The 24,242-nt window shown below is 58.2% G+C and carries 19 protein-coding genes; 2 read left to right on the top strand and 17 right to left on the bottom strand.

The genetic code is table 11. The annotated features are described in order from the left end of the window. Window positions 1-1,689 (bottom strand): acyltransferase family protein (locus FCU66_RS04620; RefSeq protein WP_136621034.1); only part of this gene is annotated, 1,689 nt, incomplete at its 3' end. A 471-nt stretch (window positions 1,690-2,160) separates the two neighbouring features. Between FCU66_RS04620 and FCU66_RS04615 the strand changes: the two genes are divergently transcribed. Together FCU66_RS04615 and FCU66_RS04610 are read left to right on the top strand one after the other, a co-directional pair. Continuing rightward, entirely contained in the window at window positions 2,161-3,018 is an 858-nt protein-coding gene (locus FCU66_RS04615; protein ID WP_136621035.1) for a class I SAM-dependent methyltransferase, read from the top strand. A 43-nt stretch (window positions 3,019-3,061) separates the two neighbouring features. Continuing rightward, window positions 3,062-4,006: a hypothetical protein gene (locus tag FCU66_RS04610; RefSeq protein ID WP_136621036.1), complete on the top strand. Its 945-nt coding sequence runs from the start codon at window positions 3,062-3,064 to the stop codon at window positions 4,004-4,006. Between the two features lie 184 nt (window positions 4,007-4,190). Here FCU66_RS04610 and FCU66_RS04605 read toward each other — a convergent pair whose 3' ends face one another. The 16 genes from FCU66_RS04605 to FCU66_RS04530 form a co-directional block, all read right to left on the bottom strand. Next, entirely contained in the window at window positions 4,191-8,870 is a 4,680-nt protein-coding gene (locus tag FCU66_RS04605; RefSeq protein ID WP_136621037.1) for a glycoside hydrolase family 99-like domain-containing protein, read from the bottom strand. Further along, window positions 8,867-9,775 carry a dTDP-4-dehydrorhamnose reductase gene (rfbD, locus tag FCU66_RS04600; RefSeq protein ID WP_136621038.1) on the bottom strand — a complete coding sequence of 303 codons (909 nt, stop codon included), beginning with the start codon at window positions 9,773-9,775 and terminating at the stop codon, window positions 8,867-8,869. Before rfbD ends, FCU66_RS04605 begins: the two co-directional genes overlap by 4 nt. Continuing rightward, window positions 9,772-10,842: a dTDP-glucose 4,6-dehydratase gene (rfbB, locus tag FCU66_RS04595; protein ID WP_136621039.1), complete on the bottom strand. Its 1,071-nt coding sequence runs from the start codon at window positions 10,840-10,842 to the stop codon at window positions 9,772-9,774. Before rfbB ends, rfbD begins: the two co-directional genes overlap by 4 nt. A 22-nt stretch (window positions 10,843-10,864) precedes the next feature. Then, complete coding sequence (gene rfbC, locus FCU66_RS04590; RefSeq protein WP_136621040.1) at window positions 10,865-11,419, bottom strand: dTDP-4-dehydrorhamnose 3,5-epimerase; 555 nt, start codon at window positions 11,417-11,419, stop codon at window positions 10,865-10,867. Further along, the gene (gene rfbA / locus FCU66_RS04585) at window positions 11,420-12,301 is read right to left on the bottom strand and encodes a glucose-1-phosphate thymidylyltransferase RfbA (protein WP_136621041.1); all 882 of its coding nucleotides are present in this window, start codon (window positions 12,299-12,301) and stop codon (window positions 11,420-11,422) included. It abuts the gene before it with no gap. Between the two features lie 147 nt (window positions 12,302-12,448). Next, window positions 12,449-13,786 carry an O-antigen ligase family protein gene (locus tag FCU66_RS04580; protein WP_136621042.1) on the bottom strand — a complete coding sequence of 446 codons (1,338 nt, stop codon included), beginning with the start codon at window positions 13,784-13,786 and terminating at the stop codon, window positions 12,449-12,451. Continuing rightward, the gene (locus FCU66_RS04575; protein ID WP_136621043.1) at window positions 13,783-15,042 is read right to left on the bottom strand and encodes a tetratricopeptide repeat protein; all 1,260 of its coding nucleotides are present in this window, start codon (window positions 15,040-15,042) and stop codon (window positions 13,783-13,785) included. Before FCU66_RS04575 ends, FCU66_RS04580 begins: the two co-directional genes overlap by 4 nt. After that, window positions 14,930-17,308 (bottom strand): GumC family protein, encoded by a 2,379-nt coding sequence (locus tag FCU66_RS04570; protein WP_136621044.1) that lies wholly within the window; start codon window positions 17,306-17,308, stop codon window positions 14,930-14,932. Before FCU66_RS04570 ends, FCU66_RS04575 begins: the two co-directional genes overlap by 113 nt. Window positions 17,309-17,337: 29 nt before the next feature. Further along, window positions 17,338-17,943, bottom strand: a complete 606-nt coding sequence (locus tag FCU66_RS04565) for a polysaccharide biosynthesis/export family protein (RefSeq protein ID WP_246093783.1) — start codon at window positions 17,941-17,943, stop codon at window positions 17,338-17,340. Between the two features lie 176 nt (window positions 17,944-18,119). Next, entirely contained in the window at window positions 18,120-18,929 is an 810-nt protein-coding gene (locus FCU66_RS04560) for a tyrosine-protein phosphatase (protein ID WP_136621046.1), read from the bottom strand. A 120-nt stretch (window positions 18,930-19,049) separates the two neighbouring features. Next, a complete protein-coding gene (locus tag FCU66_RS04555; protein ID WP_136621047.1) occupies window positions 19,050-19,370 on the bottom strand; it encodes a hypothetical protein in 321 nt (106 codons plus the stop codon). A 332-nt stretch (window positions 19,371-19,702) separates the two neighbouring features. After that, on the bottom strand, window positions 19,703-20,188 hold the full coding sequence (locus tag FCU66_RS04550) for a hypothetical protein (RefSeq protein WP_136621048.1): 486 nt from the start codon (window positions 20,186-20,188) through the stop codon (window positions 19,703-19,705). Between the two features lie 482 nt (window positions 20,189-20,670). After that, window positions 20,671-21,126 carry a hypothetical protein gene (locus FCU66_RS04545; protein ID WP_136621049.1) on the bottom strand — a complete coding sequence of 152 codons (456 nt, stop codon included), beginning with the start codon at window positions 21,124-21,126 and terminating at the stop codon, window positions 20,671-20,673. Window positions 21,127-21,162: 36 nt separating this feature from the next. After that, window positions 21,163-22,302, bottom strand: a complete 1,140-nt coding sequence (locus FCU66_RS04540) for a glycosyltransferase family 4 protein (RefSeq protein WP_246093784.1) — start codon at window positions 22,300-22,302, stop codon at window positions 21,163-21,165. After that, a complete protein-coding gene (locus FCU66_RS04535; RefSeq protein ID WP_168992098.1) occupies window positions 22,302-23,459 on the bottom strand; it encodes a glycosyltransferase in 1,158 nt (385 codons plus the stop codon). Before FCU66_RS04535 ends, FCU66_RS04540 begins: the two co-directional genes overlap by 1 nt. Next, window positions 23,437-24,156, bottom strand: coding sequence for a class I SAM-dependent methyltransferase (locus FCU66_RS04530; RefSeq protein WP_168992099.1), 720 nt, complete (start codon window positions 24,154-24,156; stop codon window positions 23,437-23,439). Before FCU66_RS04530 ends, FCU66_RS04535 begins: the two co-directional genes overlap by 23 nt. Window positions 24,157-24,242: the final 86 nt, after the last annotated feature.

Raw genomic sequence — 24,242 nt, 5'->3', positions numbered from 1 at the left:
CCTCAAATCATCCCGCTCTAGGAAAAGGCGATGGGAATACGCAAATTTTTCGGCGTCCGCGATTGTGATGGCTCGTGACTCGAATATGAGGTCAGGGGCAGACTTCGAAAATCGGACTGGCGCGCCCAGCAGAATTACCCGTCCAACCTTTCCAGCGAGCACATCAAGCGATTTTTGAAGGCCGTCGTTAAAGTCGTGCGGCTGCCACGCCGCCGATAGCACCACTGCCTCCAACCCTCCCTTGGGAACAAGATCGTCGAAAACGAACCGCAATAGGTTAGCGCAATTCGCATCGGTCTTGGGGATGTCGGTTGGGGAGCACGATCCAGACGTTGCTTCCAAAAAATGGACATTTGGATAAGCCTGTTTGAGCACAGAATAATTATCGGCCGCAATGCTATCGCCGACAACCAGGACGTTCTTCGAGCCCGGTTCAAGGCTGGTGCATTCCTTTTTGTCAAAGTCTCCGAACGTTTGGGAGGGGAGGATAAAACATGTGCCTACTCGAGTAGTCGGGCCACGCTCTGTCCACATAGCGACCGCAGATTGGATGTCGCTAAATTCCTCGGGAAGCCTGAACCTCAAGCCGTCGCTGTAAAGAGCATAGCCTGAGGTTAGAAACGTGGCACCTATTATCGAGACTGCGATGCCAGCCGCCACTGGAGCTCTTGTCAGTTCGATCGATCGGCCGCTCCTCCGTAGTGGGCGTTCAACGCAGTAGAATTGTGCAATTGCCGCGGCAAAGCAGACGGCAAGCGCTATCAACTTGTCGAGCCAGGTATCCAGAGGCATGAAAACAGCGATGGGCCAATGAACTAGATAGAGGCTGTAGGATATCTGCCCTATGAAGGACATAACCCTGTTCGACAGTACCGGTGCAACCGATTTGACGTTTCCGACATAGATGACCGCAGCTGCGCCAGCGCAGGCGAAGAGAGACCACACAGACGGCATTGGTGTTGAGTCTCGCAAGATCAGCATCGACCCTATGACAGACACGAAACCGAACCAACCAACCATGTTTGCCAATGGTCCCGACAGCCGCTTGGCGTGCCACGGAATCGCGATCAGAATCCCGAACGCAAACTCGAAAATTCGAAACGGCATCCAGTAGAATGCAGTGCTCGGGCTAATCCCGAGCGCGACCTGCGAGGATATCAGTGCCGTAACCCCGAGAACACAAACGATCCAAGCAGCGCCTTTCACCCCGACAAACCGCAATGCGGTGACCAGCGTTACCGGCCAGACCAGATAGAATTGCTCCTCGACCCCAAGGGACCACGTATGCAGAAGAGGCTTAAGATGGGCAGCTATATCGAAATACCCGACCTTGCTCCAAAAGTAGATGTTGGAGACTGCGAAGACCGCGGCAAATGAGGACTGAGCAAGATCGAGAACTTCGTCCGGAGGCAGGCACAGGAAACTGATCGCAACCGTCAAAAGGATAGTCGTGGCCAAGGCGGGAAACAGCCGAAGAAAACGGCGCTCATAGAATTGGCGGTATGAAAAGCGCCCGCTTTCCTGGTCTCGCAGGATGTTCCTGGTGATCAGAAAACCGGAAATGACGAAGAAGACGTCGACGCCTAGAAATCCGCCTGGCAGCCAGCTGACACCGAAATGAAACAAGATCACCGGTAGGACCGCTACCGCGCGCAGCCCTTCGATTTCGGCCCGAACTATTTGCTTCAATTGTATCTCGCTGGGTTACCCGTTTTTTGCAATACCGGCGTGCTTTGTCTCCTGTCAATAAGTGCCCACACACTTGGCCTATTTTTACTCTGGCCAATAGCCGTCGCTGACAAAATCGGCTGGAATGGGCGGCGTTTCTGAGCGCGCGCTGCGAAGACGTGCCTGCTCACCGCTCGGAACGGGGATGCGAGCAGAAATATAGGGATTGGGATCGTCAGGACTTGAAAACCGTCGCCCTAAATGTACGCTGGCAATGTCAACCGTGGCAAGTTGGCGGCGCAGTGTCGGGTTTTAAAACAGGGTGACAGCCGATTGAGTGGATTAGTCCAGGTTTTGAAACTGTGAACTGTTTGGCCGACGGCCTAATATTCTATCGTGATTCGTTTGGTTATTGATCGATTGACTGCAATCCGACGCGTGCTGCGTGGCAACGCGACCTCAGAGACTGGCAGAAAGAGCAAGAATATTCACATGTTTTCCATAACCCTCCCACACTTGAAAGCTGCGGAACGTGCAGCTGCTGATGGATGCACCACAGAGGAGGCGCTCGTTTTCCTGCGCCAAATGAGCCTGGACGACTTCGGCCTCTTTATGATTTCCTTGCCGAACAAGGACTATCCCGGTTTGTCACGCCTCCTGCCCGCCATGGCCAGCGACGACGTGCAGCAGACCTGGACCGGAGCATCTGGCCTCGACCTGTATCGGCAGACAGTATCGTTTGCCCGCCAACTCGAAAACAACTTTACCCGGCATGCAAAAAAGCCGCTGGCAGGCGCTGATATCCTCGACTTCGGGTGTGGTTACGGGCGTATCTTGCGCATGATGTATTACTACAGCGATCCATCGCGCATATGGGGTGTTGACGCCTGGGACAAGTCTCTCAATCTGTGTCGAGAGGCAAGATTGCCTGGTAAGTTCGCTCTATCGGAGCGGATGCCTTCTGATCTACCAGTCGATGATCAAAAATTCGATTTGATCTTCGCCTTCTCGGTCTTCACACATCTTGCGCCTTCAACCGCGAAGGTCTGCCTCGCTGCAGTTCGTAAACACATTAAGCCTGGCGGTTTGTTCGTGGCCACCATTCGGCCTATCGAATTCTGGCCGTTCATCGATGGAATGCGAAAGACTTCCATCGCCGCGAAAATGCAGTCGAACCACCGCCTTAATGGATTTGCCTATCTTCCTCATGGTGGCGTCGAAGGTGAAACATACGGCGACATCTCTTGCGAGATAGATTTTTTGGGTGGAGACGGTTGGAAAATCGTAGGACATGATCGATCGGTACTCGACCCGTTCCAAGTGTCGGTGCTGATGCAGCCGGATTTTTAGTGAATGGGGTTGCCGCGATGATGGAATCGCGGTTTACCGAGCCATGCGGGTCATTCTCCATATCGGCGTCCACAAGACGGGGACGAGTGCGTTGCAGTGGTTTCTGCACCGGAACGCCGCACTGCTCTCGGACCGTGGTGTCTTTTACAAACCGACCAGCACCGCCTGGCCGAACCACAATCCGTTGGTTGCAGCGTTCCTGCCCGATTCAGAGGACCACGGTCCCGACCGACTTGCAAAGACGCTGGAGGAGGCAGGGGAACGGACGCTACTGATAAGCTCGGAAATGCTGTGTGACCACAACATCGATCTTGATCTGTTTCTGTCGTTGCTCGAGGGCCACGACGTTCGCACAATTGCCTACATCCGCCATCCCAGCGATATCATCATTTCGGCCTTTAACGAGGTGGTCAGACACTACGACAGGCACTGGACGCGGCCCTTAAATGAAAGGCCGTTCGCCTACGACCCATCTCAGATCGATATCCTCCGGCGTTGGCTGAAAGTACCCAATCTCACGCTGGCCCCGTACGATCGCGCCCAGTGGGTAGGCGGTTCAATCTTTTCCGATTTTCTCGCTACGATCGGCGTCTCAGGCGATGGCTTCGACTACAGCCTGGCTGGCGGCAATGAATCACTGCCATATCCACTGGTCGAAGCGCTCCGGCTTTTGAACACTGCCAATCCTTCCGCTGATCAACACCGCGCCATTGTCGAAACTCTGCGGACCATCAAAGGCGAGCCGGGAGAATATCCACTGACGCCAGAAAACGTCGCGATTTGTATAAAGCAGATGCGTCAGACATTGCCCCACTATCGCCCGCATTTTCGCCCCGGCTTCCAAGAGACGTTCCTTCTTGAGCCCCGACCGGCGCGTGGCGCGCCATACACCACAGGCGTAAAGGTCAGCGCCAAGTTCGCAAGAGCGGTCAAATCGTTTGCACAGAGGGCTGCCCGCATGTTCCAGCGCTCGGCAGACAATCCGTAACGCGGCTTCTCTTAGGTGTTCCGGCCAATACAGGAAGCCCCTGGCGTTAGGCCAGCCTTGGCTCGCTGTCGCGAGTTCGCACGGTTGGATTTTGGTTCCGCCGCCAGCGATATATGCGAGCGACACCGGCTCTAACGTCGCGGGCCGGAGAACGAGTCGAAAGGCACCGCAACCCTCAGCCCTATCACCGAGGACTATTCCTCTCGAAGCGTGGCTTGTCGCCCGTCGCGAGGCCGAACTGCTCGTAGAGGCGTTGGGCATATGCGCTTGCCGAAGCTCGGGCCGCCACTCCCAGGTCGAAACGGGCGATCGTTTCGGATTGCACCCGCGCGATCTCCTGCAGATGCCTGGCGTCGAAATTCCCTATCGTGACGCTTGATTGGTGCCGGCGGTGCGAATTGAGCGCGCGAGGATGAAACGCGATGCCACCTTTCTCCAGCAATCGCAGATAGGTGACCCAGTCGCCCGCATTCCGGTAGGATGCGATTTCGTCGAGACTCCGGCTGAGTGTCTCACGCAGCGCCTCCCTTCGAAACAAAACGCCACTGACGTTTGGAATGGTGTTCTTGAGGTAGAGCGCCTCGGCGATTTCCTGGCGGCCGTCCACGATGTAGGGCTTCGTCCAACGGGACCGGTCGATATCGGCCACATAGTCGAGATAGTGCTCGGACAGAACGCGGCCGGTGCCGTCTATCTGGCGCGACTGGCAATAGCTCATCACCACTTCCTTGCTCTCGAAGGCGGGCAAAAGCTCGGCCAGAAATCCGGGATCAGCAAGGTCGTCTGCTTCCGCGATCCATACATAATCGCCGCTCGCCATTTCGACCCCACGCATCCACTGGCGGAATACCGAGCCCGAATTTTCGGCGTTCACGACCAACCTGCACGGGATGTCGCAACCGGCCAGAAACTGCTCAATGACTTCGACACTTTCGTCGGTCGAAGCATCGTCAAGCACGATCAACTCGTAGGGCCTTGTCGTCTGATCGACGATCGAGCTCAGGCGCGCGCCCAGGTATCGGGCGTAGTTGTAGTTCGGCACGATGACCGACACCCGCGGCGACGGCCTTTCGGCGTAAATCAGCAAGTCATGCAGATAATGGTTGAAGCTGAATTCCTGGCGGACAATATCGCGGCCGACGCCGGCGAGACGCCGGGCTTCGCCCGGATTGTCGAGCAAATTGGTGATAGCCTTGGCCATCTCATCGGTGTCGAAGGCTGGCACAAGGATTCCGCAATCACGCTTCAGCAGATCCTGGAAGCCGCCAGCGCCTTCGAAGGCAACGACCGGCACTGTGGCATCCAGCGCCTCAAGCACCACCGAGGGGAACGGATCCTCACGCGAGGTCAAGGCGTAGATATCCGCGGCGAAATAGTATTCCTGCGGATTTTCCACCAATCCGACAAAGACGAAGCAACCCTCCAGTCCCGCTTCCTTCACCCGTCGCATTTGCTTGGCGTGAAAGACAGTATCGACATGGCCGACCCAGACTGCAACCGCATCCGGCCTGGATGCCATAACCTTGAGGCAAGCATCAACGAAAAGATCGAGGCCCTTGCGATGATCGGCATAGCCCGCGCACAGGATGATGCTGGCGTTGGTCGAGAGCTGCAATTTCGCGCGGACCACCTCGCGGACCCGTTGGCGATCATCGGCTTGGTAGGGCGTACGCAGATAGAGTCCTTGCGGCCTGACTACCGACTGGCTGACCGGTTGGCCAACAAACTCTTCGAATCCGGCTTTGACGATCTCGGCTGGGAAAACGACCGTGTCAGCGCTCTCAACAATGGCTGCGGCTGCGTCAGCAAGACCATAGGACGCCAATATTCCGGGCAGTTCGTGGACGAGGCAAACGGTGCGGAACCCCGCCCGCTTCAAAAGCGGGACGAGCTTGCCGGATACGGTGGTGTTCACGACGGCCACTTCGGCGCCGTTGTTTCTGATGGCGGCCAAGCGTTTCAACACGTCGGCATCGCCTTGCTCAGGCAAGTTGATCCTGTGCACGGTCGCGGCGCGGGCGAAACGGCCAAGCAGCGGCCCGTCACCCAGCACAATGAGATCGGGCTCAAAACCAAGCTGCTTGAATCCCTTGGTCAAATTCAGCGCCAGCAGTTGCGCCCCATGCGGATGGGCGTCGTGGGAAACGACTACGATCCGGGATTTGCATTTCCTGTTGGCCGCCTCCAAAGCGTCGCGGGTCGCTTGCAGGTAGGCGTGGCCGTTTGCGCTATCGGGCTCCAGATGGGCGCCTTCCGCCCACTCGTTCCAGGCATTGACGAAAACCAGCCGCTCGGATGGCTCGCTGACATGGGCCAGAGTGTCTTCGATCGCGTTGTCCAGCCATCTGCGGTAGAGCGCAGGGGTATTGTTGATGAAAACGGTGCCGCCGCGCTTGCGGCGTGCCGTATTGTCCCAGCCAGGGCAAACCGAACGGAAGAGCTTGTATTTGCGGGGTGGATAGGTCTCGCTACGTTGCGGAAAAACCGACCAGTCATAGACGGTCGTGACAAAATCCTCGTGCAGCGGCGTCACTGTATGCGTGACATTTGGCGGCGCGGAATTGTTGGGCGGAAATTCCACAGCGGCATCGAACCCGTAGCGGTCGGGCGGCACAGTTTCGAAGGATTGGGTGTAGGCTAGGAAAATCTCGCCAATACCGTTCTCCCGGCACCAGGTCCGCCAGCGCCGCGCTGTCTCGGCTGCCGCCGGCAACAGGCTTGGGCGATAGACGAGCAGCAGCGGCTTGCCGTCGACGCGGATGTAGCGAGGGTCGCGAAGATAAGGCGCGACCTCGGCGATGAAGGCGAGATCGTCCTGGGGGGAATGGCCCTGGGCGATGAGTATCTCCTGGTCCATCCCGTCCCAACGGCGCGACCAGTTCTCGTTGGCCCAGCAGACGCAGAACGGCATGTCGAGGCTCTTGTCCTCGAGCCAGTTCTCGAGCGGCGTTTCCAAGAGCCGCTTGCCCGCGAACCAATAAAAATAGAAGCAGAAGCCTTCCACGCCATAGAGCCTTGCCAGTTCGATCTGGCGGTGCTGCACGGCGGTATCGCGCAAGTCGTAGTAGCCGAGTGCATCCGGCACATGCGGCTGATGGTGACCGACAAATTGCGGCTTGGCGGGCCTTACATTGGTCCATTCGGTGAAGCCCTGCCCCCACCATTCATCATTTTCAGGGATCGTGTGGAATTGCGGCAGGTAGAACGCGATGACGCGCACCGGCTTCTGGAGCAGCGGCGGCGCCTCGAGAAGCGGCACATAGACCGGTTCGGGCGCAAAGATCGGACCGGAACTGATCAGCGCCCCGCGCAAGACCATCTCGTTGTCGCCAACGGGCGCGTCGGGCGCCTCCAAGTTTCTCCAGGCGCGGTAGGCATTCGTAACGCCAAACAGCGAAGGGAAAGTCGAAAACACCGCTCTCTTCATCTTTCGCTTGACGTCGATAGGCAGCGGCAGATTGTGCCAGCAAGCGTAAGCGCCGCGAGCCAACAGGCGGCGAGCGGTCATGGGCGTTTTGCCGATGGCGCGGACGCGGTTCCTGGTGCCGCGCAAAGGTCCGGTCAGTCGCCAGGAAGTGCTGGCGTAAACGTCATCGAGAACACGATGCAGCCGGGTTTCCTCAGAGCGCGCATTCTCGCGGTCCGCAAGCAGCGCGCTCTTCGCCGTGTGTGCTATCGAAAGTTCTTCTTGCAAGGCCTGGATCTCTTGGCCCATCGCGATGGCCTGTGCACGTGTCCGCGCGACCTCTTCGGCTCCAGCGGCAAACTGCGTCCTTATCCGCACAATCTCTTCGTCTTTCGCGATAACCTGTGCCCTTGTCCGGACGATCTCGTCCTCGTTGGCCCGGACTTGCTCGCGTATTTCGATTATCTCGCTGGAGAAGGCCTCGATGCGCATTCCATGGAGTTTTATCAGCTCTCTGTTGGTTGGAATCTCCTCTTCCATCGTCATCGACTTCAACGACCATGGGTTTCCGGTTTGATCGGCCGCTTTGCTCTCGGTGCCGTCGAGGGGAACCACGCTCTCCTCAGCGAGCGCAACCTTGCCGTGCACGCTGCGAGGTCCCAGGACATTTTCCTGGGTCGATCGCTTCGTCACAACGCAGAGCGAATTCAAAAACTCAATGGAATGGACCGACGCGAGAGAAGCTTCCTCGAATGCGATCTCATACTCATTGGCAAAAGTGACCAAAGCATCGGATCGAGGACGGTCCAGTCCCCAATGCTCATGGTTGACCACGTCGAGCAGGCGCTTGAAGAATGACATGGAGGAGAGAGGATCGTAGAGCCCCCCGTCAAATTCCCGCCAGTAGCTGCAATGTAAATCCTCGGCTATGTATACCCCCCCTTCGGAAAGATGAGGGAAATAACGAGCGAATGACCGTATTATATCCGATGAACTATGTGATCCGTCGTCAATTATAATATCGAATTTATCGGATCTTGCAGCAATACTTCGTTCAACCTCATCCGTATTGGCATCACCGACGACAACGGTGATCTTCTCATCGTCGAAAATCAAATTACCGCAGGCTAAATTGATATCACAGCCGAGAACAAGCTCCGCGTTGGCAAAATATCGCCGCCAGATTTCCAGCGAACCGCCGTTCTGTACTCCAATTTCCAGAATTCGAACCGGCTTGTTCCGATATTCTGAAAAAATTCGGTCATATGCGCTGAGATAGATTGACCATTTGTCCGACACCTTGCCGACATTCGCATTGTAAAGATCACGCAGTGAAACGTCGTGTTCTCCAGGCGGTGCGATTTTCGCCCGCGCCCGCTTTTTCGGCGGCGCATCGTCAACAACCTGCGAGCCAGGTTTCGCATCGCGCATGTTTTCGGGTGACGGATGCTTGCTCATGCGGTCAATACCTGTTTCGTCCCACCGATGAGAAGCCGGCGCACCACCGCTTCCGCGGAAAGTCTCCAGTCCGGCGCAGTCCAGCCGAAGACGGAGGCGAATTTCGCGCTCGAAAGCCGCGAATTGGCAGGGCGCCGCGCCTTGGTCGGGTAACCGACGGTAGCAATGCCCCGTACCCGCGCCCAAGGACCACCAAACATGCGGCTTGTGTCCAGGATATGACAGGCAAAGCCGCTCCAGTTGACCTCGCCGGTTCCGGCAAGATGATAAATGCCGGATGCGCCGGAGCCCTTGTTGTCATGCAGCTGTGCGGCCGCATGCAGGATGGCATCGGCGATATCAAGCGCTGAGGTGGGATTTCCCCATTGATCGGCCACCACCGCGATCTCGTCGCGGTCGGCGGCAAGCTTCAGCATGGTCTTGACGAAATTCCGGCCGAACGGACTGTAGACCCATGCCGTGCGCAGGATCAGATGGCGCGGATTGGCTGATGCAACCGCCTGCTCGCCGGCAAGTTTGGAGGCGCCGTAGACGCTGCACGGTGCGGTTGCGTCGGTCTCGACATAGGCGCCGGGAGCGCTGCCGTCGAAGACATAGTCGGTCGACAGATGGATGACGGGAACGCCAAGCCGCCTTGCTGCTTCCGCCACCTTGCCGGCACCGACGGCGTTCACCGCAAATGCTAGATCGGGCTCATCCTCGGCCTGATCCACCGCCGTGTAGGCGGCAGCCGATACGACGATGTCCGGCTTCGCGGCCACGATTGCGTCGATCACTGTGTCGGGTTTTGCCAGGTCAAGTTCCGGACGGCCAATGGCGATGACCTCAACGCCGGCAGGCCCCTGGCCGGCCTCCAGAAGGCTTGCCGCGACCTGGCCCTCGCGTCCGGTGACAACGAGCCTCACGCTACCCCCTTGCGTGCTTCGCCCAACCGTTCACCGGAATAGCGCTGTTCGCGGATTGGCCCCCACCACCATTTGTTGTCGAGAAACCAGTCGACGGTCTTGGCTAGGCCACTGTCGAAATTCTCATTGGGCGCCCATCCCAGGTCCCGGCTGATCTTCGATGCATCGATGGCATAGCGGCGGTCATGGCCAGGCCGGTCGGTGACGAAAGAGATCAGCTCGCGATGGCTCTTGCCGCCTGCCCGCGGCCGCCTGATGTCGAGCAGATCGCAGATCGTCTCGACGACGCCCAGGTTTGTCCGCTCCGAATTGCCGCCGACATTGTAGCTTTCGCCTGGCGTGCCTTTGGTGGCAACCAGTTCCAGCGCGCGTGCGTGATCCTCGACGAACAGCCAGTCGCGCACGTTGGCGCCGGCGCCATAGACCGGCAGCGGCTTTTCATCGAGCGCATTGAGGATAACCAGCGGGATGAGCTTTTCGGGAAAGTGATAGGGTCCGTAATTGTTCGAGCAGTTGGAAAGCACAACCGGCAGGCCATAGGTTTCGTGCCAGGCCCGCACCAGATGGTCCGAGGCCGCTTTCGAGGCGGAATAGGGCGAAGACGGCGCGTAGGGCGTTTCCTCGACGAACATGCCGCCATCGAAGGGAAGATCGCCGAAAACCTCATCGGTCGAGACATGATGGAAGCGGAAGCGGCTCTTCCTGTCCTCGGGCAGGCCGCGCCAATATTCCAGCGCGGAATTGAGGATCTTGTAGGTGCCGACGATGTTGGTCTCGATAAACGTGCCTGGCCCGTCGATCGAGCGGTCGACATGGCTCTCGGCGGCAAGGTTCATGACGATGTCGATATCGTCCCGGTGGAGGATATCGAGTACAGCCCTCTCGTCGCAGATATCGGCATGAGCAAAGCGGTAGTTGTGCGCATTCTCGATCGGCCGCAGCGAGGCCAGATTGCCCGCATAGGTGAGCTTGTCGAGATTGGTCACCCGATAGGCCGGGTTGGCGCACAGATGCCGGCACACCGCCGAGCCGATGAAGCCAGCACCGCCCGTCACCAGAAAATTCATGCCCCTGTCCTCATGCAATCCATCAGGCAAACACCTCGGCGGCGGCCAGCAGCGGCGCCTTCAGGTCCTTGTCAGAAAGCTGGAACCCGCCGGTCAATGACGGCCATTCGATACCGATGGCGGGATCGTCGAAGCGGATCGACCGGTCATGCCCCTGCGAATAGGTGTCGGTGACCTTATACAGGACCTCGGTGTCGGGCACGAGCGTCACGAAGCCGTGTGCAAAGCCTTTCGGCACCAGAATCTGGTTGGCCTTTTCGGCCGACACTTCGAGAGCGACCCATTTTCCGAAGGTCTTCGAACTGCGGCGAATGTCGACCGCAACGTCGAGAATGCTGCCACGAATGACGCGCAACAACTTGTCCTGGGCCCGTGGCGCAAGTTGGTAGTGAAGCCCTCGCAAGACACCTGCCACCGCGGAGTAGGAATGATTGTCCTGCACGAAAAGCAAGTCTATGCCGGCCTGCGCAAAGCGCTCGGCATTGTAGGTTTCCACGAAAAACCCACGCGCGTCGCCATGTCGTTTCGGAACGATTTCCAGCACGCCATCGATGCCAAGGGACCTGACTTCCAGCACCTAGCCCTCCGACAGATCGACGACACGCCGGCGCAGATAGGCGGCATACTCATTCTTGCCCAGGCGGTCGGCGCGACGCAGAACCTGGTCCACCGTCAGCCAACCCTGTTCAAAGGCGATCTCTTCCGGACAGGCGACCTTGATGCCCTGGCGATGCTCGATGGTGCGCACGAATGAGGAGGCCTCATGCAAACTGTCATGCGTGCCGGTGTCGAGCCAGGCATAGCCGCGCCCCAACCGATGCACATGCAGTTGGCCACGTTCGAGGTAGACGTTGTTGACCGCCGTAATCTCGAGCTCGCCGCGCGCCGAGGGCCGGATGGCGGGGGCGATATCGACGACGTCGTTGTCATAAAAATAGAGACCGGTGACAGCCCAGTTGGATTTCGGCTTTTTCGGCTTTTCTTCGATCGTTAGCGCGGTTCCGGTGGCCTTGTCGAAGGATACGACACCATAACGCTCGGGATCCTCGACATGATAGGCGAACACCGAAGCGCCCTTTTCGCGCGAGGCCGCGTCGCGGCAAAGCTGCGACAGCCCATCGCCGAAATAGATGTTGTCGCCGAGGATCATCGACACACTGTCCTTGCCGATGAAATCCCGGCCGATGATAAAGGCCTCCGCAAGCCCGTTGGGTTGCGGTTGCTCGGCATAGGACAGGTCAAGTCCGAACTCCGATCCATCACCAAGCAGATCGCGAAAAACCGGCAGATCACGCGGCGTTGAAATGACCAGAATCTCGCGGATACCCGCGAGCATCAAAACGCTCAGCGGATAATAGATCATCGGCTTGTCGTATATCGGCAGAATCTGCTTAGAGATTGCTAATGTTAGCGGATAAAGACGCGTTCCACTGCCTCCAGCAAGGATAATTCCTTTCAAGAAGCTCTCCTCGACATGCCTAAGCCCCCCGGCCCTTGCTGTCCGTGCTTAGGTTCCATGCAATGGCTTGTCAATCTCGGCGCTCGACAAACGACCGGGCCACGTCCGGCACCAATCCATAGCCAATTCCTGGTGACCCCACTGCTCTCATCTTGCCAAGGCCGACGGCCTGACGGGAATAAGCAGATTGTCATCATAGTGATGGGCCTCGGTCGACCCACCTTTTTGGCTCAACCGTTCAGCAAAGCCTCTGTGAAAGATAATGCCATTCATATACGCAAAGGTCATCGCAAGCGCTGCCGTTCGCAAGGGATAATCAACCAGAGAATGAACGAGAAGAAACGACACTGAGAGAAACGCCGCTTTCTGCAACGGATCCCGCCGCGCCCTAGCAGACAACGCAAAAAGCAATATCAAGTAAACTGCGACCAGAAAAACAGCAGGAACGCCACCCTCAAGTGCCAGTTCCAGATAATCGTTATGAGCGTGATTCACGTAGGGCTTGAAGATCATCTCTCCCTTTTCGTAAATCTGATAGACCTTCTGGAAACTGCCGAAACCCACTCCTGTCGCCCAGTTCTTTTCAATTCCCGCAATCGTCGTGCGGGCGAATTCGGCGCGCCCAAAGGCCGGATCAACCACCTCCGCATCGATCTTTGTCCATGCGCCTATCGTGTAGAGCGAAAGACCGATGAAGACCGCAAGGATGCCATAGCCACCTAGCCTGGAGCGAGCAGACAGAAAGACAACCGATATTATGGTGATCGCCAAGCCTATCAGAATACCGGCGCGCGAACCGGCGGCCAGAAGCAGCAGCAACAGCGATATCAACCCGAGCGATCCGGACAGAAGGTGCCCGCGAAACAGACCGTAGTAGACGACGAAGGGAATGGAGACAAAGAGCAAAGCTGAAAAGTGATTCTGGTTGGCAAACAGTCCCGCATTGATCGTGAACGGCAACAACCCCTCTATGGCAACCGTGTCGGAGAGTGAATACTGGATCGCGGCAGCCAATCCGTTGCAGATGACACCCATGAAAAAGAAGGGCAGAAGGCCGTAGACCTGATCCGGGCGCAAGCGGGTGACGCCCAGGAAAAATGCCGCCGCCGCCGCGAAATACAACAGACACTCGATCGTGCGCCCCACGCCGACACTGACGAAGCGCAGCCGGGTTTCGCCGGCCAGCCACGGGCTCGCGAGCAGAACTTCAGGCCGCAATCCGCTGAACAAGGCTGCAGGCAGCGGCACGATTTGAAAGCAGAACACGGCAAGGGCCAGAGCAAGCAGCCACAGGACCAAACGGGGGATGCTCTGCCCCGACGGCCTTGAAAAGATGGCCGCGGCCGAGACAATCGCCGCAATCTCGATCAGCGTTTCGGTGTATAGGCCACTCGCCGTGCCGCCGCCAATCAGCACCGACAGGAAAAGAACCGACCCAAGCAGATACTTTTCCCACTCCGTGGACGGGGTTGACCGCTCTCTCAAGATGAAACTCTTTCGATGCTCAGTTTGTGCATGACCAACGTGCCAACGTATCGAAATCGCCAGCTCTCAGCGATAGCGGCTGTTTCCAGCCGCAGCAATTGCATCGGACACGCGCTTGGTCCGATCGCGAAATCCAGGCTCAAATCCTGCCGGTTGAATGTGCCTTCCGGAATGTTGAACCGGGCTATTTCGCTTGCCGGATCTGCGCATCTGATGGACCAGAACAGCTGCTTTGGCAGCTTCAGGTTTCTCGCGGAGGCGATCAGGGAAATCCTGTAGGAGCCGGGAGGCAGTTCGACATATTGCTGGAGCGCGGCGTTCTTCACCGGCGTATTCAAAAATCGAACCGTCGCTCCGCTGTCGCTTTCGCCGACCTCGCGCGACCCGGCAAAGGTAATTTCCAGACCGGATCGATCGTGAATCTGCCAGTCGAATGGCTTGCCGCTGCGGACCGGCTCAAAGCCGCCGTTGAAAATGTAACCGCCCAGCGTCCGCTCCTGATCGGACAGGCTGAAAAGGAACAGCCGATAGGCCGCCTCGTATTCCTTTTGCCTGATGTAGCCGTTGATCACGGCAGACAATTCCTTCGGTGTCGGTGGTGAACCCGATCCGGCAAGGTCGAGCAGCAGTTGATTTGCGGCGCGCAGGCCCCGCGGATCCTGGCCAAGGGCAGAGAAAAGACTGGACCTCCACGGTGCCTCGGTCCTTATGGCTGCCAGGACAGCCCGATATCCGTCTGGATTTGAAAGAATGGCCGGCATGCCCGCCGCGATGACTGGAAAACGGTCCGGCCACCGGCGCAGCAAGGTGTCGATCTCGCCGACGGCCTTTGACAGATCACCTACCTCGATCGAACGGTCGATCGACCGCTGAAGCGCATGGATTTCAGTCTTGGACAGCTTTCGAGCCTGATCGAAGAATTCAAAGGCCTCGCCTTTCTCGCCTTGCCGGTACTTGATCTCGCCGATCAGGCTGTAGAGCCGGGCGTCCGCGACATTGAAGTGAAGCGCGCCCCTCGCCTTTTCAGCCAAAACGTCGAGATCAGCACCGCTGCCTGTTTCGTTCAGCTCACCGGTAATTTCACCTATCAAGGCATCTATATTCAACGGGTCGAGCGCAAGGGATACGGTCGGCGTTTCGGTCTCAAGAAGCCGACTTAGCCCGATCGACGAAGCCGCCAACACCAGAACGGAGGCGACGAACCAAACGCCTGAACGCCGGAGATTTCGCGTGAGCGGGCTGGCCTGCTCCGTCATCGACTTTGCCCTCAATTTTCGGGGTACTCGCGCCGTAGTCGTAGTACTGGTAGTTCATGTATTTGTAGGCGTAGTTGTAATCGAACTTGTTGACCGCAAATTTCGACATCGCCGCTCCAATCACATTCGCACCTGCCGCGCGCAGACGCTTTACCGCCGTCTTGGCTGATTTGCGCGTGACCTGGTTGGTGGAAACGACCATCAATGTGCCTTCGGCAAGCCGGCTGAGGATTGGTGCATCGGAAAGACCGACGACCGGTGGGGCGTCGATGATGACCAGATCGAAGCGTTTGCCGAGATTGGTCAAGATCAGCGCCATCTTCGGCGAAGACAGCAGGTCGGCCGGATTCGGCGGAATCGTTCCGGACGTTAGCACGGTCACATTGGGGTATTTCGTCGGCCTGAAAATACCCGCCAGATCGTCCTTGCGAACGGTATTTGTCAGCAGGTTGCTCAACCCGATCGCATTGTCGAGGCCAAACAGCCGATGCAGGTTGGGTTTGCGAAGATCGCCATCGACAAGCAGAACCCTCGCGCCGAGCGCCGCGAAATCCTGGCCGAGCTTGAACGAGGTGGTCGACTTGCCTTCCGACGGCTCCGAGCTGGTCACCAGCAGCGATCGCGGCGCGCCCTCCGCACCGGAGAACTGCAGCGATGTTCGCAGCGAACGATAGGCCTCGGAGAGTCCGGATTTCTGATCGGTGATGCTGCCAATGAGCTCGCGGTCATCGACAAGCGGCAGGATGCCGAGCATCGGCAGCCCCAGCTCTTTCTCGATCTGCTCAGGGTTGGTGAAGGTGTTGTTCAGCAACTCGATGATGTAGATGATCGATGCAGCCAAGGCCATGAAAAGCGCCAGAGCGATTGCAAGATTGATGCTCAGGCGCGGAGAATAGGGGGCTGCGGGCAGCGAAGCGAAATCGACTATCGCGGCGCTTTGGGTCTTGAGTTCCGAGCTGACCCCGACTTCATTCAGCTTGGCGATAAGGCTGTCATACTGTGACCGGTTGGAATCGACTTCGCGCTTCAGGATCGTGTATTTGATATTCTTGTCGTTGAAAACGACCTGCTGCCTCTCCATCTCCGCGAGCTTGGATTTGAGGTCGGCCTCTTTGTTCTGCGCTTCCTGGTATTTCAGCCGCAACGAATCGGTTATCGTCAGCACGCCGTTGTTGTAGAGTCGCTGCAGTTCCTTGATCTGCGATTGCAACTGCTGCATTTCCGGATAACCAGGCTTCAGGATGCCCAGTTTCTGCTGATACTGGCTGGTCAAATCCGCCAGCTTTTCGCTGAGCTTCTGCAGACCTTCGCTTTCCAGAACCGGACCGAGGCTCGACCCGCGGCCCTTTTCTATCTGATCCACCACCCGCCCCGCATCAAGGCGCTCCTGGATTGCCGTGGCCAGTGCGGTGTTCAGGGCTTCGATGTTCGAGCCGATCAGCGATTTGTCGTCGCCGGTAACCGTGATGCCGGCATCTTTTGCATAGGTGACCAATTCCTCCTCGGAGGTCTGCAGCCTTTGCTTCACCTGCAAAACCTGCTCCTGGATGAACTGCCTTGCCAGATCAGAGGTCTCGCTGGTCTGGTCGAGGCGCTGATCGATAAAACTCTGCGCGACCTGATTGGCTACGTCGCTTGCATATTTCGGCTTCTGATCGACAAAGGTGATCGACAGCAGGCTTGTATTGGTGACCAGATTGACCGTCAGGTCTTCCAGGATGCGCTTGATGGCAATTGCCTCACGCTCTTCGGGACTCTTCTCCTCGATGGACGGCGACTTGGACATCCCGAACGCCCGGTAGACAATATTGCTCAGCGAAAAGCTCGGCGTCGGAAACAGGAAGTCCGGCTTTTCGCCAAGCCCCAGCTGGAACACCACGCGCTGAGCCAGCGCCCGGCTCCTCAGCTTCTCACGCGCGGTCAGGAAGGCCCTGACGTCGCTGGTTTCGGAAACGACCTCAATGTCCTGAAAGACTTTCGCCGAAGGCACCAGAACTTCGAGCTGCGTCGTTGCCTGATATTTTGGTGTCTGCATCATCGTCACGATGACGCCGGCAACAAGCCCGGCAGCCGCCATCATGACAATCAGCCAGCGGTATTGGACAATGTAGAAAAGCAGCTTGAGCGGGTTGAACCCCTCATCCTGGCCGGCATAGTCGCGACCATAGGGACCGTAGTTTTGCGGCACGTCGTAATAGAGGTCCGCAGACAGGGCCCGGCCATGTCCGGGTCCGGCAAGTTGAGGCTGCCTGTTACGATCGAGCATGCGCGAGGTGATCCAGGGGTTGTCCGTGTCTACGGAATGACCGCAATGCGGGCAGCGCTAGAGGCGAGGCCCAGGGCATCCTTCAAATTGTTCATCGCGATTTTCGACTTCGAAGCAAAGACGACGACCACGTCGCCGCCAAAGATGCGCGGGTTGCGATTCTTGCCGGCGCGGATTTCCTCGACATTGTAGTTTGCGACCAGCTTGTTTTGGCCGATATTGCGATAGACGAAGACCTTGCCGGCATCACCGACCGCATTGAAGCCTCCAGCAAGAGCGATCGCATCCAATAGGGAAGCGCTGCTGGATACCGGATAAATGCCGGCCTTGTTGACTTCACCGTCGACGGTGATGCGCTGGCCAATCGATTCCTTGACGAAGATCGTCACGTCAGGCGATTGCAGGTACTTTTCACCATAGGCGGTCTCGATTTCCTTCTCGAGCTGGCGAACGGTCTTGCCGGCCGCGGTCATCGTTCCAATCAGCGGGAGCGAAATCTGCCCGCCGGCATCGACCTGAACGGTTCTGTTCAAATTGTCGACCTGGAACACGCTGACCTCGAGCACATCGTTGGCAGAGAGAGGCTGCTCGCTGCCGTTCTGGGTGTTCTGCGGCGCAGGCAGATCCTTCACCACTTGCAGCGTGCCTCCGCCAGAAAGAGCCGTGGAGGCCACCGCCGGTTGAAGCGCACTGACAGAACTCGTGGACGACGTCGATGTCGACGTGGTGCTGGCGCAAGCAGACATCGCAAGCGAAATAAGCAACGCAGGCACGGTGCCTGCATGACGTCTTGCAAGATCGAAAATGCCCATCACAGAGACCCGCTCTTGAACAGCCGGCCAAATCCGCCGAAACGGCTCACGCCGCTGACACCCGACTTTCTCGCACTGTGCTTTCCAACGGGCACGAACGGCTGGTCCCGTAATATCGCGTCCGGGCGTTTCACCGCCATATTGTAAGCCTCATCCTCCCCACACCGGTTCGCGATGGCGACAACCGCCTGCGAAAGCCCGGGGCGGCGCCGGCCGGCGCCATGCGTATCCGAAGCGATAATGTCCACCCTGCCCTCATCGAGCAGCTTTTCCGAGAAGTAGAGCGCCGTACGTCCGAATGCGCCTATCACCGAATCAGCCGTCAACTGGATAAGGCAACCCAGCGCATTTAGCCTCTCGACGACGTCGTAATTTGCCTTGACCCAGGTCAACCGTTCCGGATGGGTGAGGATCGGCACGAAGCCGGCATTGATGAGACGGGTGGCGAGGTCTTCCAGCCGTGGCGGCAGGATGTGATGTGGCGGCTCGAACAGGAAATAGCGGGATCCGTTCAAGGTCGGCACGGTGCCAAGCATAAGTCGATCGGGGAGATCAGGCGCGATATGAATATCGGCGCCGACGTACAGGCTAAGCGGTATGGCAGCGCGCCGAAGCTCCAGTTCCAGCGCCTGAACTGCCTCGGCAATGTTCTGCGTGGCGTTCTTATAGACGCCAGGCATTACATGCGGCGTGCATGCCATATGCGTCGTGCCGTCGGCCACTGCCAGCCGCGCCATCTCGAGCGACTCGGCGAGGCTGGGGGAACCATCGTCGAGGCCGGGCAAGATATGTGAATGCAGGTCGATCATTGGCGTTTCTGACTGTGCGGAGGCAAGGCCTCGCCTCGACAAAACACAGATGCGGCATCCGCATGAAGGCGAATGACGCATTTGACAAATCTACGCAAAACAGCGGGCATCGGCTCTCGACTACCGGCTGACGGCGTCATCGTCATTCTGCAGGCCGATAATAAGAGCCGCGGCGCCACCAACCGCGGCGCCCCCCAAGAGAACCGGAAGCATGCCAGGCTCGGAGTTGGCAGGCGCGACCGTCGCAGCTGGCACATCGAGCGAAACGCACATGCCGCCTTCGACAGGATCGACTTTAACCGTGGCGTTGGCCGGAATATCGAATGCGCAGTTGGTGCCGACAGCCAGCGAAGCAGACGCCTGCGCCCCGGTCATGATGCGCGCGCCGGAATATATCGGCGCCTCGGTACCCACCCCCGCATAGCCGCTGGCCTGGGACATCTGGACATCACCCTGGACCTGCGTAAGACGACCGATCGCACCGGCGGACGCAGGCACGGTCGCGAGACAGGAACAGGTTTGCTGAGCGAAAGCCTGGGGCGGGGCAAACAGGACGCCCCCTGCAACAAAAGCGAAAACAGCCCCGAACCGATGACGACTCGCCATTTTTACCCCACCAAAACTGCAACTCACCCTCTTGGGACGAATCACACCCGCTCCACCCCAAGAAATAGAGCGATATGGTTAACGAACTCATCAAACCCGACCCGGTGCCGGTCAGTCCAGCCCAGGCAAGCCCACCGTCATAGCGTCAACCGCCGCTGCCCTCTCCGTCAGCGGCTGACGCCGTTGTCGTCATCCTGCGTCGCCGCGAGCACGCCAGACGTCAGTAGCGCCCCGGCGAAAATCGCTTCCGGCGCACCAAACCCACCGCCACCACCGGATGGCTGAATGGCGGCCGTATGCTCGGAACCAACAAGCTTGAGGCAAATGTTGTTGCCGAGGCGGGAAATATTGAGGCTCGAATTGGCCGGCACATCCAGGTTACAGCCGCCGACCAGGATGGAAGCCGTCCCCTCGGCGCCAACCACCACACGGCTGCCGAAATCGAGCGCGTTTCCAGCCTTGGCCGGGCCATAGCCGGCCGTCTGCGACACCATCACGTCGCCGTCGGCGGAGTGGATGGATCCGATCGGGGCTGCCGGGCCTTGATAGGCGGTCACGCAACTGCACGAGGCGTCCTGGGCGAACGATGAAACTGAACCTAACCCGAGTGACGCAACAAATACGGCAAGCACAGTTTTAAGCACAAGCTTCATCTGTCTTTGATCCCCTCTTGCTGCGCCACCTTCAGACGCACCGATTCAAAGATAGTAAACCAGCGCGTACCAGTTTTTGGCCACAATTCCAACCTGTTTCGCGCGCGCGAGGCAATTTAAGCCGATGCGTGCCCGTCCGAGCACAGTACTTTAGCCAAATCTCATTAATAGTTTTCGACTACCTGTCACAGGTTTCTTATTGTCGGGCAAAAAATCGAGATCTCCTTTCCGCGGTGACTGGCTCGATAAGATTTGACCAAGCCGAGCGCGCCAAACCCTTTTCGCCAAACCCACCTAATATATTGAATTATCGATACATTTTTCAGCGTAGATCTTCCTCGATATACCCAAAATACCCGACCTCAAGAACCGACGATACCCAATAAAGGACCCATAAATACCCAAATGTGGGCAGCCGGCCAGCTTGAGGACAAGACCCACTCACTTCGCCGCAAGAGCCTCCGGGCCGTCTGGCGACCTGTTCAGCAAGGCTTGTACGTTGCCCCGGCCTGAACCGGCTGGCCGCAGAGGATTCCACCCTGCGTAAGCATGGTGGCCAGGTCTTCCCCCTCGGCCGTCAAGCACTGCACAACGAGGGTATCGCCAACCCTCGAAGCGATCTTGCCGTCGCAAGGCGTACCGGCGCCGACGGGTTTGCAGGTCAGGATAAGCCCCTGGTAGTCCCGGCGCGCGGCTTCCGTCACCAGGGCGCGCATCGCCTGAGGCCTGGAAAACGCCGCGCCGCACAGCAGCACCTTGCGACCGCCGACGCGGAGATCGTCGATCGAGGGAATGGCGAGCTTGCCGTCAAACGGTTTGAGCGCTGCCGCTGGCCTCGCGGGTGGCGGGCTGCCGCTCTGCATCACGATGATGCCCAGAAAGCCGGCACCGAACAGAACAGCTGATATTGCAAGGAACGCTATACTCCTGATTGACAAGACCGTCCTCCGTCCGCCCCCGTGAGGCCCGTTCACTCATTTCGCCGCGAGGCCACCCAGCTTCTCTATCTGCTGCATGTACTTCTCGATGACGATCGTTTCGGAAAATTGCCGCTCGACCTTGTTTCTGCTCTGCGCTCCCATCCTGGCCCTGGATGCATCATCCATCATCGCAAACTCGATCATCATGCTTGCCAGATCATCAGGGTCTCTCACCTTGCACAGGAAGCCGTTGACGGCGTGGTCCACCACCTCCCTGCATCCGGGCACGTCGGTCGCGATCAGCGGCTTGCTCATGGCAGCCGCCTCGAGCAGCGAGCGCGGCGTTCCCTCCCTGTAGGAAGGCAAGACGACACAATCGGCAGCACTCAGGAAAGGCCGCACATCGTCGGTGGCGCCGAGATATTCGACCAATCCCTCGCCGACCCATTTTTCCACCTGCTCACGGCTGACCGCGGTCCGGTTTTCGACATCAAGAAAGCCGAGCAGTTGGAAACGCACCCCGGGCACCCCTTGGCGGACCAGACGGGCCGCCTCGATGAACTCGCCGACGCCCTTGTCCCAGAGAAGCCGGGCCACGAGAAGAAACACAATCGCATCGGACCGGGTGCACGTTTCGGACGGCGGGGCAAAACGCACGAGGTCGATGCCGGAGCCAGGCAAAAGCCCGGTCTGCTCCTCGCGAACCAGATGCGCATCGACGAACAGCATCCGGTCATCGTCATTCTGAAAGAAAACCATTTTGGAACGGGCCAGCGCCACCCGATACAAGGCCTTGGCAATTCTGAGCAGCAGACCACCGCGGACGAATGCCGTCCCCAGCCCGGAAATGTTGTTGATGACCGCAATGCCATTCAGATTGGCCGCGATGGAGCCGAACACATTGGGCTTGATCGTGAAGCCGACAAACGCCAACGGTCTCTCACGCCGCAAGAGACGCCAGTAGCGCCACAGAAGCACCATGTCCCGCAACGGCGATGTGCCGGAATTGTCCATTTCGAGTTCGACATAGCGGCAGCCCATGGCCGCTATCAGCGAAGAATACTCGTCTCTCGGCGCCATGATGACGACGTCATGGCCATGGCTCCGTAACGCCTCGATCAGACCCTTGCGGAAATTGAAGACGTTCCAGGACGTGTTTATCGAAATGACAATGGTGTTGCGAACCGCGGGCATCATCTCTGCCCGCCCGGATATGGCGAAGGCGCTCCCAACAGCATATCCGCAAATCGCCCGGGCGATCTTTCCGACAAGGTCTTTGCATACAAGGTCGACCGATCGCCGCCGTGAACGACCTTCAACAATGCATCCGCAATTTCGAACGCGCCAAAGCCGGCTGAAATCTCCAGGCCGGACAGCGTGTCCAGATCTCCCGCACAGGGCGTGGTGACGATGCCGGGAACCCGGCAAGCCATCATTTCCAGAAGGACGTTTGGAAATCCCTCCGTCGCCGACGTGAGCATGCCGGCGCGCGATGCGCGAAACAGCGGAAATGGATTGTCTCTCTGGCCGAGCAGATTTACACGAGGGGCCAGGTCAAGCTTGCCGGCGTAGGCTCTCAATTCCGATTCCATGGGCCCGGAGCCAACCATGGTAAGCTCATAATCTTCGCCGGTCCTTCGTCTGACTTCGGCGAGCACATCAACCGCTATAATCGGGCGTTTCACCTCAATCAGCCGGCCGCACCAGACGATCTGCGGACGGCGGGAAAATACCTGCGCGTCGCTCTCCGACAATGTCTCGGCGGACATTTTGATGATGAGATCTTCATCGACCGGATTGGGCAAAGTACGCAATTTAGCAATGGCACGCCGGGGCAACACGTCACGCAGGCGTTCATTCATGTAGCCCGTTTGCGCGACAACCATGTCCTGGCCGCCATAGGCGGCGTAGAGTGCCCTGTAAGCCAGTGCGCGAGGGCCTTTGAAGCGATCCAGAAGTACCGTGGACTCGCGAGCGACCAGCCTGCGGCTTCGAAGAACTCCAACACTTCGGGCGGCAGCCAGGAACGAATTCACCCGCGTGTGGCTTGAGAAAACCAAATCGTACCGATGCCGGATCAGCCGTGGGGCGAGCAAGAACTCGCTCATGGCCTTGCCGCCGCCAAAGCCGTAACTGCGCCGAATTCCATCCTGGTATGATCCACCGGCTTCCCCCGCCGCCTGGCCACCCAGGATACCGATTTCGACGTCCCAGTCGGGCCGGCTCGCAAGCGCACGCGCAACCAGTTTCAGGATGGTTTCAGCCCCACCTCTGACGTCGAGCGGAATGGCGATCAGCGCGAGCTTCCTTTTCATGAGCCGCAGCGATTCACTGTTTTCGCCGAAAGACATAGGCGTAGGTCTCGGCAGCATCCTTGCCGAGAACCAGGGCCGAAACGCCTAGCCAGATGCGCCAGGTGAGAAAGGTCGGCACGAAAAAATAGAAATAGGAACTCTTCCAGAACAGGCGGCGCTCGATGAGCTCCAGGCCGTTCCGTTTTGCGATTGTTTCGACGTCACTGGGCAAGCACTTGTCGTAGAAAGCCGGAAACCCGTCATGACCCATGCCCTTTTCGGGATAGATCGCAAAAAGCAGCCGTCGCTTAAGCCCCTCCGGCAGGGCCCGATTTAACCTGGCGAAGGCAGCGTTGCGCGAGGGCGAGAAAATGGCAACCACGCCTCCCGGCTTCACGCAACTGGCAATGCCACGCAAGGCACCCTCACCGTCACGGACGTGTTCGAGCGTCGCCTGACAAATGACGAGGTCAGCATCGCCCCTCCCCTCAAACGAGGTAAGGTCCGCTTCAATCTCTTCGTCGTATATTCCGCGCGGCGCTTTCGACAACTCTTCCGCGTCCAGGTCGAGCCCGACGACAAAAAGCCTCAGGCGCCGCTTCTCCGAGAGGCTGACGAATGGCCTGGCACCCCCGCCAAGATCGTAAACCCGCGCGTTTGGGGTAAGTAAGGGAGGTGCTATCTCCGTCGCAAAGGTCAGGTTGCCGTCGATGCGAAGGCGCAACGGCAGAGCCTTGTCGAGGAACTCGGACATGGCCACATTCGCGCGAACAAACTTTCGCAATATCGACACTGCTTCACCGTTAATTTCGTTCGCCGATCTGTGCCCATTCGCGCTCA

The sequence above is a fragment of the Mesorhizobium norvegicum genome (assembly GCF_004919685.1).
Classification (GTDB): Bacteria; Pseudomonadota; Alphaproteobacteria; order Rhizobiales; family Rhizobiaceae; genus Mesorhizobium; species Mesorhizobium norvegicum.
The sequence above is the reverse complement of the archived record's forward strand: the minus strand, read 5'-3'. Positions and strand labels throughout refer to the sequence as shown.

Bases quoted from the DNA above. Each gene is read 5' to 3' on its own strand.
- FCU66_RS04555 (WP_136621047.1), bottom strand. From the start codon at position 19,370: ATGTCCCAGGCCAGCGGCTATGCGGGGGTGGGTACCGAGGCGCCGATA.
- FCU66_RS04610 (WP_136621036.1), top strand. From the start codon at position 3,062: ATGCGGGTCATTCTCCATATCGGCGTCCACAAGACGGGGACGAGTGCG.
- FCU66_RS04550 (WP_136621048.1), bottom strand. From the start codon at position 20,188: ATGAAGCTTGTGCTTAAAACTGTGCTTGCCGTATTTGTTGCGTCACTC.
- FCU66_RS04560 (WP_136621046.1), bottom strand. From the start codon at position 18,929: ATGATCGACCTGCATTCACATATCTTGCCCGGCCTCGACGATGGTTCC.
- FCU66_RS04570 (WP_136621044.1), bottom strand. From the start codon at position 17,308: ATGCTCGATCGTAACAGGCAGCCTCAACTTGCCGGACCCGGACATGGC.
- FCU66_RS04605 (WP_136621037.1), bottom strand. From the start codon at position 8,870: ATGAGCAAGCATCCGTCACCCGAAAACATGCGCGATGCGAAACCTGGC.
- FCU66_RS04540 (WP_246093784.1), bottom strand. From the start codon at position 22,302: ATGCCCGCGGTTCGCAACACCATTGTCATTTCGATAAACACGTCCTGG.
- FCU66_RS04530 (WP_168992099.1), bottom strand. From the start codon at position 24,156: ATGTCCGAGTTCCTCGACAAGGCTCTGCCGTTGCGCCTTCGCATCGAC.
- FCU66_RS04615 (WP_136621035.1), top strand. From the start codon at position 2,161: ATGTTTTCCATAACCCTCCCACACTTGAAAGCTGCGGAACGTGCAGCT.
- FCU66_RS04535 (WP_168992098.1), bottom strand. From the start codon at position 23,459: ATGTCTTTCGGCGAAAACAGTGAATCGCTGCGGCTCATGAAAAGGAAG.
- FCU66_RS04575 (WP_136621043.1), bottom strand. From the start codon at position 15,042: ATGACGGAGCAGGCCAGCCCGCTCACGCGAAATCTCCGGCGTTCAGGC.
- rfbB (WP_136621039.1), bottom strand. From the start codon at position 10,842: ATGAATTTTCTGGTGACGGGCGGTGCTGGCTTCATCGGCTCGGCGGTG.